Here is a 7,524-nt window from a genome sequence, read left to right as displayed (position 1 = left end):
TTAGCAGCATAGAAAACGTGGCCATTAGCCGAAAAGCTGCCAACGTCGGGTTTGCCCCCTTTGCGGGACATCCCCCCTAAAACTCCCCCAGATAGGCCACAAGTATATCCAGCGCCGCTTGCAGGTCGTCCTTTTCGACCATCTCGGTTACTGTGTGGATGTACCGCGTCCCCACCACGATCCCGACCGCCCGCGCGCCTGCTGCGGCTTGTTGGGCGGCAGCCCCGTCTTGACCGCCTGCGGCCAGCATCGTGCGCTGATAGGGGATCTTTTTCTTGATGGCGAGCGCCTCGATCTCGGCCACCAGTGCTTTGTCGGCGATGAAGGAACTGTCGCGCACGTGTAGGCCAAAGCCTTTGCCTTGGACGGTGGTTGTGTCCTTTTCGGGGATGCCGGGGGTGTCGCAGGCCAGTGTAACGTCGATGCCCAACCCGATGTCGGGTTTGATTGCATAAGCTGCCGTGCGCGCGCCGCGCAGGCCGACCTCTTCCTGACAGGTAAAGGCCACGTGGATTTCCGCACCGCGCCCTTTCTTGCCCAAGGCCCGGATCGCTTCTATCCCCAGCCAGCAGGCGATGCGGTTGTCGAGCGCTTTGGACACGAATTTGTCGCCCATTTCGAGGAAGGGTTCGTCCATTACGACATAGTCACCGATCTTGACGATGTCCTTGGCGGCCTTGCCCATCCCCAGATCAACAAAGAATTCGCCCACTTCGGGGACTTTCTTGCGGTCATCGGGGGCAGAGATATGGATCGGCTTGCCGCCGGGGTTCATCACACCTTTGAAATCGCCCGCATCGGTGCAGACGAGGACGCGGCGCGAAAACAGGTTGCGAGGGTCGAACCCGCCAACCGGTTGCAGGTAAAGAAAGCCGTTCTTGTCGATATGGCTGACCAGAAAGCCGATCTCGTCCATGTGGCAGAGCAGCATGATCTTGGGCGCGTTCTTTTTCTTTGCATCACGACGGCAAAGCAGTGATCCCATCGGATCGGTCCCGATGTGGTCAAAGAGGTCCTTGATTTCCGCCGTGATCAGGTCGCGTACCCGGTCCTCGTGGCCCGGCACGCCGGGCATTTCGCAAAGCCGTTTGAGAAGGTCGGTGTTCATCGGGTGCTCCTTTGTTACGCAGCAAAGTGAGTGCTTGTCGGGAAGAAGGCAATTATCCCCATGAAATTTTTGTGGCAGACCAGTTATCCCCAAAAAATTGCTTTACAGAAGTCCCTATTACGGGCCACGATATGTAGTAGGGGATAAAGGTGAACAACACCCTCCCTAGAGCAGGCACCTAGCGCTTGGGCACTGCCATGACCCATGCGCCAACGCAGTGAGGCCAAGCAGATGGCATTGTCCGAACATTACCTCGAGGCTGATGATCTTCACCCGATTGATCTGGTAGAGCACATCGCAGAACACCACGAATGGGAATTTGACCGCATTCACGACGACCAGATCGCGATGGCGGTTGAAGGCCAATGGCGCACTTACTCCATCACGCTTGCATGGTCAGGCTATGACGAGACTTTGCGTCTGATTTGTACCTACGAGATGGAGCCACCAGAGGACCGGATGCCGGTTCTGTACGAGACGCTCAACACGATCAATGACCGCTGCTGGGCAGGTGCATTTACCTGGTGGGATGAACAAAAGCTGATGGTTTATCGCTATGGGTTGATGTTGGCAGGCGATCAGGTCGCCGGTCCGGATCAGATTGACACGATGATCAAGGCGGCGGTTTCGGCGTGCGAGCAGTATTATCCGGCGATCCAGCTTGTCACATGGGCTGACAAGACACCCGAACAGGCCGTTCAGGTCGCGATCGGCGGCGCTTACGGGCGCGCGTAATTTTAAGCGTAAGGTGGGTTTAAACCCACCTTACCTTTGGCTAACCTCTTGAAAAAACGCCAAGAGGTTCTTCCATGGATATGAATGATGTTGCAAAGCGCGGGCTGGTCTTGCTGGGATGTGGCAAGATGGGTTCCGCGATGCTTGCGGGCTGGTTGCGCAATGGTTTGCCACCTGCATCTGTTTGGGTCATGGACCCCAAACCGTCAGACTGGCTCAAGGCGCAAGGCGTGAATATTGGTGGTGATCTTCCCACAAACCCTGCAATTGCGATCATCGCCGTCAAGCCACAGATGATGGCCGCCGCTTTGCCCGATGTGAAAATCTTTGGCAACGGTCAGACCCTTGTGATCTCCATCGCCGCAGGAACGCCGATTGCCACGTTCGAAAAGATGCTCGGCGACGCGACCCCGATTATCCGCGCCATGCCCAATACGCCTGCCGCAATTGGCCGGGGCATCACCGCCTTGATCGGAAACGCCAAAACCAGCCCCGATGATATGGATCTCGCAGAGGCCCTCTTGTGGTCCATCGGCCAGACGGTCCGTCTTGAAAATGAAGGTCAGATGGATGCTGTCACGGCTGTCTCCGGCTCTGGCCCCGCTTATGTCTTTCATCTGATCGAGACTTTGGCCGCCGCCGGCGTTGCCGAAGGCCTGCCTGCTGATCTGGCGATGCAGTTGGCCACCGCCACTGTCGGAGGCGCCGGAGAACTGGCCGAGGACGTGGATGAAACCCCCGAACAATTGCGCATCAATGTGACCTCGCCCAATGGGACGACACAGGCCGCCCTTGAGGTTCTGATGGACCCGGACACCGGATTTCCCTCCTTGTTGCGCCGCGCCGTTGCCGCCGCCGCCGCCCGCTCGCGCGAGTTGGCCAATGAGTGAGATCACATTTGACGACTTTATGAGGGTCGATGTCCGTGTCGGCACGGTGTTGCGCGCAGAACCCTATCCCGAGGCCCGCAAACCTGCCATCAAGCTGTGGATCGATTTCGGCGAAGAGCTGGGCGAGAAAAAGACATCGGCCCAGATCACAGCCCATTATCAGCCCGAAACCTTGATTGGCCGCCAAGTGCTGGCTGTCGTGAATTTTCCACCCCGCCAGATCGGTAAGTTCATGTCCGAGGTTCTGGTTCTTGGTATGCCGGACGAAAATGGCGAAGTCGTTCTTGTAGGCCCTGACCAGCCTGTGCCTTTGGGAGGGCGTTTGCATTGAAAAAACTTCTCATCACCCGCCGTTTGCCCGAGGCGAACCTTGCCGCAGCCCGCGCGCGCTATGACGTCACTCTGCGCGAGACCTCAGAGGGTTTGACAGTTGCCGAAGCGGCGGCAGCCTTGCGTGATTACGACGCGATCTTGCCGACCTTGGGTGATCAATTCGTGGCTGCGGCCTTTGAAGGCGAAATCCGCTGCGGCGTGCTGGCCAACTTTGGTGTGGGCTATAACCATATTGATGCTGTTGCGGCGGCAAAGGCGGGTGTAGCGGTCTCCAACACCCCCGATGTGGTCACTGATGCGACCGCTGATATTGGCATGACCCTGATCCTGTCCACCTGCCGCCGTGCAGGCGAGGGCGAGCGCATGGTCCGTGCGGACAAATGGGGCGGCTGGGGCCCGACGCAGATGCTGGGCACGCATGTAACCGGTAAGACCGTGGGCATTGTTGGCATGGGCCGCATTGGTCAGGCGGTCGCCCGCCGTTGCCACTATGGGTTCGAGATGCCGGTTTTGTTTTTCAATCGCTCGCCCAAGGCAGTGGATCTGCCCGCCCGCCAAGTCGCGACTTTGGCGGAATTGATGGCGGCCTCTGATATCATTGTCGTGACGGTTCCCGGTGGTGGCGCCAATACCAAGATGATCGACGCCGCAGCCTTGGCCGCGATGAAACCAACAGGCATTTTCGTCAATATCGCCCGGGGTGATGTGGTGGACGAGGATGCCCTGATCGCGGCCCTGCAATCGGGCCAGATCGCCGGTGCGGGTCTCGACGTCTTTGCCAAAGAACCATTCGTCCCTGATGCATTCCGCGCGATGGAGAATGTCGTGCTTTTGCCGCATCTGGGCACTGCCGCTCTCGAAGTGCGCGAGGCAATGGGGCAGATGGCCTTGGACAATATTATCGCATGGGACGAAGGGCGTCCCTTGCCGCAGGCGGTTTAAGGCAAAGGTCACTTTTCAAGAGGGCAGACTGTTGACCCGAGAAGACGTTATCGAGACCATCAAGACTGCAACGATCGACGTGCCTGACATCCGGGCGCTGTTTCTTGGCGGCAGCTACGGGAATGGGATGGCAGATGCGTTTAGTGATATTGATTTTGTCCTTGTCGCCCAAGATGGTGCGACGGACGCCATTTCAGAGGTCTGGCGCAAAGCTGTTGGCCAGACGGGCACGATTGTTCTTTGGTGGGATCGCAAGACTGTCCCTGTCCTGATCAATGCGATCACCACAGACTGGACCCGGACAGATGTGTTGATCCTGAAGGAGGACCAATTGGCGCAGTATGCGCAGAACATGCTAATACCGCTTTTTGATCACGACGGCCTGTTTGAACGACTGCCGGACAAGCTGCCCGAAGCCGCGCCACAGATTGGGAAATGGCGGTATCAGTTCGAGGATTTCATCCGCATCTTGGGTCTTTTGCATCTGGCTGTCGGTCGCGAGGAATACATCAATGGTGTTCTGGGTATCTTCCATTTGCGCAACTATCTGGTGGAGCTCCTGATTGCACAGACCAATGCCCCCAATCGGGGTGGGGTCTTGCACCTGAACCGACTTTTGACGGAAGAACAGAAGGATTTACTCACGTCTTTGCCGCCCCCACGGCCAGAACGGGACGCCATGATCGCGGCACATCTGGCCTATGCGCAGGCCTATCTGCCGCGCGCTCGCCGCATGGCGGACCGGCTGGGCGTTGACTGGCCCGAAGATTTCGAAGCGGCGACATGGGCGCAACTTAAAACGGCGCTTTCAATCACGCGCCCCTATTGAGGCGAAACATCAATGACAGTTTGTCGCGATGATCTAGGCTGGATCGTCTTTAAATGTCGCAGTATATGCACACTGTTATGACACGCATACTGACACCATTTTGCAAGCTTTCGGTCGTCTTTGCCCTTTTGGTCGCGATGGCCGGAACGGGGTTCGCGCATCGCGTCACACCGCAGGATGTGGACCAAAGCCTGCAGTCCTATCTGGCTGCTGGCGGCACCTTGGCAGAGCTTTGCGGCGATGCCGAACAAGGCTCGCATGGCGCAGGACAGACTTGTGACGCCTGCCGTCTGGTAGACAGTGTACTGCTGCCAAAGGCGTCGCAAGCGTCGGTGTCTGGCATGGGTCGCCCACGTGTGGCCTGTCATCTTTCTCCCACGCAGGTGGTTGCTGCCTCTGCAAAAGAGACCGCGCACCCTGTGCGGGCACCTCCTGCCGTTTGATTGCCTTTCTTTCCCCGATCAAATGAACGCACCCGATGCAAGGGTGCACCCTTGGAGATACCCCGATGAAACGTTTCTCACGTCTGGCAACAGCCGCATTCTGCACCTTTGCAACTGCAACAACCGCCGCCGCGCATGAATTCAAGCTTGGTGATCTGGTCATTGATCATCCGATGGCTTTTGAAACCGCAAAGACAGCCATGTCCGGCGGCGGCTTCTTTGCGATCACCAACAACGGCAGCACCGCAGATCGGCTCTTGGAGGTCCGCGCAGGGTTTCCCAGCGTCCAGTTGCACAACACCGAAATGACAGATGATGTGGCGCGCATGTTCCATGTCGAAGCCGTCGACATCCCTGCAGGCGAAACCGTCCAACTTGCCCCGGGCGGGTTGCATGTCATGTTCATGGGACTGGGTGGTGACCCTTTCGAAGTGGGCGAGACTTTCCCCGCCACACTCGTGTTCGAGAAGGCGGGCGAGGTTGAAGTTGTCTTCTACGTCGAAGAACGGACCGCAGAGGCCATGGACCATAGCGGCCACCAGATGGGCAACTGACCCGTCGTACGGGCGCGGCGACCCGATGGTTGCTGCGTCCGCTCTTACTTCGGTCGGCTGACCCGGTCTGCCTTTTTGCGGACCAAAACGCTGCGCAGGTCGTGCATGGCCAAAAGCAACCTGTCCGTGACATCCTCTAGTTGGTCGTCGGTTGCTTTGGTTTGGGCCCAATGCGTCGTCAGATTAAGGTGATCAATCGCGCGATGAATGTCATCCATGTCGCGTGCAGCGAGAACTGCAAGGCGCTGTTGCATCCAGTCGGTGATGACTTGCTTTTCCGCTTCGCTCAGAATCTCGTCGCCTTGCGGCTTGTAGTCTCCACGATTGGTATTGATGACCGCGATTTGTTCCATCTCGATCCGTCTGTCGCGGTTTGTCACATCAACGCGGAAGACGGCAGCGCCGTTCTCGCGAACCCTGAAATAAAGCTCTGGCAGCCCGTTCATGTCAGCCCTTCGCAAAAGGTGATGATCCGCTGGCAGGCGTCTTTCAGCGCCGCATCAGAGGTCGCATAGCTGACGCGGAAATTGGGGCTGAGCCCGAAGGCTGCGCCAAAGACGACCGCAACGCCTGTTTCTTCCAAAAGTGCCGTCGCAAAGGTTTCGTCATTGTCGATAAGCGTACCTGCCGCCGTTGTCTTGCCGATGCAGCCCGCGATGGACGGGTAGACGTAGAACGCCCCTTCCGGTTGCGGGCAGACGATGCCGGGAGCCTTGTTGAGCATCGCCACCACCAGATCGCGCCGCCGTTCGAAAAGCGCGTTGTTGGGAGCAAGGAAATCCTGCGTTCCGTTCAGCGCTTCGACCGCCGCGTATTGGCTGACAGAGCAGGGATTGGAAGTGGATTGCGATTGCACCTTGCGCATCGCCTTGATCAGCACCTCTGGCCCGGCCGCATAGCCGATGCGCCAGCCGGTCATCGCATAGGCCTTTGACACCCCGTTGACGGTCAGTGTCCGGTCGTAAAGCCGGGGTTCAACCTGTGCGGGGGTGCAGAATTTGAAATTGCCGTAGGCCAAATGCTCGTACATGTCATCGGTCATGATCCAGACGTGCGGGTGGCGCAGCAAAACGTCGGTGAGTTCCTTCAGTTCGGACCAGCTATAGCCCGCCCCCGTGGGATTGGAGGGCGAGTTGAACAGGAACCATTTGGTCTGGGGCGTGATCGCTGCCTCCAGCTGATCGGCGGTGATCTTGAAATTTGCCTCGAGCGTGGCTTCAACCGTGACAGGGGTGCCGCCCGCCAAAAGGACCATATCGGGATAGCTGACCCAATAAGGCGCGGGAATGATCACCTCGTCACCGGGGTTCAGCGTGGCCATGAAGGCGTTGTAAAGCACCTGCTTGCCGCCTGTGCCGACGGTGACCTGCGCTGGCGTATAGGCCAGATCATTGTCGCGCTTGAATTTGGCGCAGATCGCCTCTTTGAGTTCGGGGATACCATCCACGGCCGTATACTTGGTTTTGCCCGCCGCAATGGCTGCGACAGCCGCGTCCTTGATGTTCTGGGGTGTGTCGAAATCCGGCTCGCCTGCGCCCAGTCCGATGACATCGCGCCCAGCGGCTTTTAGCTCGGCGGCCTTGGTGGTGACGGCAATGGTCGGGGACGGTTTAACGCGGTTCAGTGTCGCAGAGAGAAATGTCATTTGGGTGATCCGGTGGTAACAGAGGCCTGTCTGTGACATAGGACG

Annotated in this window: 10 protein-coding genes; 7 read left to right on the top strand and 3 right to left on the bottom strand. The window is 58.1% G+C overall.

What is annotated here, in order from left to right; genetic code table 11:
* Positions 1 to 76: 76 nt before the first annotated feature.
* The gene (locus NWQ23_RS15980; RefSeq protein ID WP_306167385.1) at positions 77 to 1,108 is read right to left on the bottom strand and encodes a M42 family metallopeptidase; all 1,032 of its coding nucleotides are present in this window, start codon (positions 1,106 to 1,108) and stop codon (positions 77 to 79) included.
* Between the two features lie 231 nt (positions 1,109 to 1,339).
* On the opposite strand from NWQ23_RS15980, the gene NWQ23_RS15975 reads away from it, so the two are divergent.
* From NWQ23_RS15975 to NWQ23_RS15945, 7 genes are all read left to right on the top strand, one after another.
* Positions 1,340 to 1,843, top strand: coding sequence for a YbjN domain-containing protein (locus NWQ23_RS15975; protein ID WP_306167387.1), 504 nt, complete (start codon positions 1,340 to 1,342; stop codon positions 1,841 to 1,843).
* Between the two features lie 74 nt (positions 1,844 to 1,917).
* Positions 1,918 to 2,733 (top strand): pyrroline-5-carboxylate reductase, encoded by an 816-nt coding sequence (gene proC, locus NWQ23_RS15970; RefSeq protein WP_306167384.1) that lies wholly within the window; start codon positions 1,918 to 1,920, stop codon positions 2,731 to 2,733.
* On the top strand, positions 2,726 to 3,064 hold the full coding sequence (locus tag NWQ23_RS15965) for a tRNA-binding protein (protein ID WP_306167383.1): 339 nt from the start codon (positions 2,726 to 2,728) through the stop codon (positions 3,062 to 3,064). Before proC ends, NWQ23_RS15965 begins: the two co-directional genes overlap by 8 nt.
* Positions 3,061 to 4,008, top strand: a complete 948-nt coding sequence (locus tag NWQ23_RS15960) for a D-glycerate dehydrogenase (RefSeq protein WP_306167382.1) — start codon at positions 3,061 to 3,063, stop codon at positions 4,006 to 4,008. Before NWQ23_RS15965 ends, NWQ23_RS15960 begins: the two co-directional genes overlap by 4 nt.
* A 31-nt stretch (positions 4,009 to 4,039) precedes the next feature.
* On the top strand, positions 4,040 to 4,837 hold the full coding sequence (locus NWQ23_RS15955) for an aminoglycoside 6-adenylyltransferase (RefSeq protein ID WP_306167381.1): 798 nt from the start codon (positions 4,040 to 4,042) through the stop codon (positions 4,835 to 4,837).
* 77 nt (positions 4,838 to 4,914) lie between these two features.
* A complete protein-coding gene (locus NWQ23_RS15950; protein ID WP_306167380.1) occupies positions 4,915 to 5,280 on the top strand; it encodes a hypothetical protein in 366 nt (121 codons plus the stop codon).
* A 65-nt stretch (positions 5,281 to 5,345) separates the two neighbouring features.
* Complete coding sequence (locus NWQ23_RS15945; RefSeq protein ID WP_306167379.1) at positions 5,346 to 5,834, top strand: copper chaperone PCu(A)C; 489 nt, start codon at positions 5,346 to 5,348, stop codon at positions 5,832 to 5,834.
* Positions 5,835 to 5,878: 44 nt separating this feature from the next.
* On the opposite strand, the gene NWQ23_RS15940 is transcribed toward NWQ23_RS15945, so the two are convergent.
* Together NWQ23_RS15940 and NWQ23_RS15935 are read right to left on the bottom strand one after the other, a co-directional pair.
* Positions 5,879 to 6,280, bottom strand: coding sequence for a hypothetical protein (locus NWQ23_RS15940; protein WP_306167378.1), 402 nt, complete (start codon positions 6,278 to 6,280; stop codon positions 5,879 to 5,881).
* Positions 6,277 to 7,479: a pyridoxal phosphate-dependent aminotransferase gene (locus tag NWQ23_RS15935; protein ID WP_306167377.1), complete on the bottom strand. Its 1,203-nt coding sequence runs from the start codon at positions 7,477 to 7,479 to the stop codon at positions 6,277 to 6,279. The genes NWQ23_RS15940 and NWQ23_RS15935 overlap by 4 nt, the downstream gene beginning before the upstream one ends.
* Positions 7,480 to 7,524 lie beyond the last annotated feature (45 nt).

Origin of the sequence: Yoonia sp. (genome assembly GCF_030731595.1) — a bacterium.
Lineage (GTDB): Bacteria > Pseudomonadota > Alphaproteobacteria > Rhodobacterales > Rhodobacteraceae > Yoonia.
Note: the sequence above shows the minus strand (reverse complement) of the source record. Positions and strands in the feature narration are given on the sequence as shown.

Bases quoted from the DNA above. Each gene is read 5' to 3' on its own strand.
- NWQ23_RS15950 (WP_306167380.1), top strand. From the start codon at position 4,915: ATGACACGCATACTGACACCATTTTGCAAGCTTTCGGTCGTCTTTGCC.
- NWQ23_RS15975 (WP_306167387.1), top strand. From the start codon at position 1,340: ATGGCATTGTCCGAACATTACCTCGAGGCTGATGATCTTCACCCGATT.
- proC (WP_306167384.1), top strand. From the start codon at position 1,918: ATGGATATGAATGATGTTGCAAAGCGCGGGCTGGTCTTGCTGGGATGT.
- NWQ23_RS15945 (WP_306167379.1), top strand. From the start codon at position 5,346: ATGAAACGTTTCTCACGTCTGGCAACAGCCGCATTCTGCACCTTTGCA.
- NWQ23_RS15940 (WP_306167378.1), bottom strand. From the start codon at position 6,280: ATGAACGGGCTGCCAGAGCTTTATTTCAGGGTTCGCGAGAACGGCGCT.
- NWQ23_RS15980 (WP_306167385.1), bottom strand. From the start codon at position 1,108: ATGAACACCGACCTTCTCAAACGGCTTTGCGAAATGCCCGGCGTGCCG.
- NWQ23_RS15965 (WP_306167383.1), top strand. From the start codon at position 2,726: ATGAGTGAGATCACATTTGACGACTTTATGAGGGTCGATGTCCGTGTC.
- NWQ23_RS15935 (WP_306167377.1), bottom strand. From the start codon at position 7,479: ATGACATTTCTCTCTGCGACACTGAACCGCGTTAAACCGTCCCCGACC.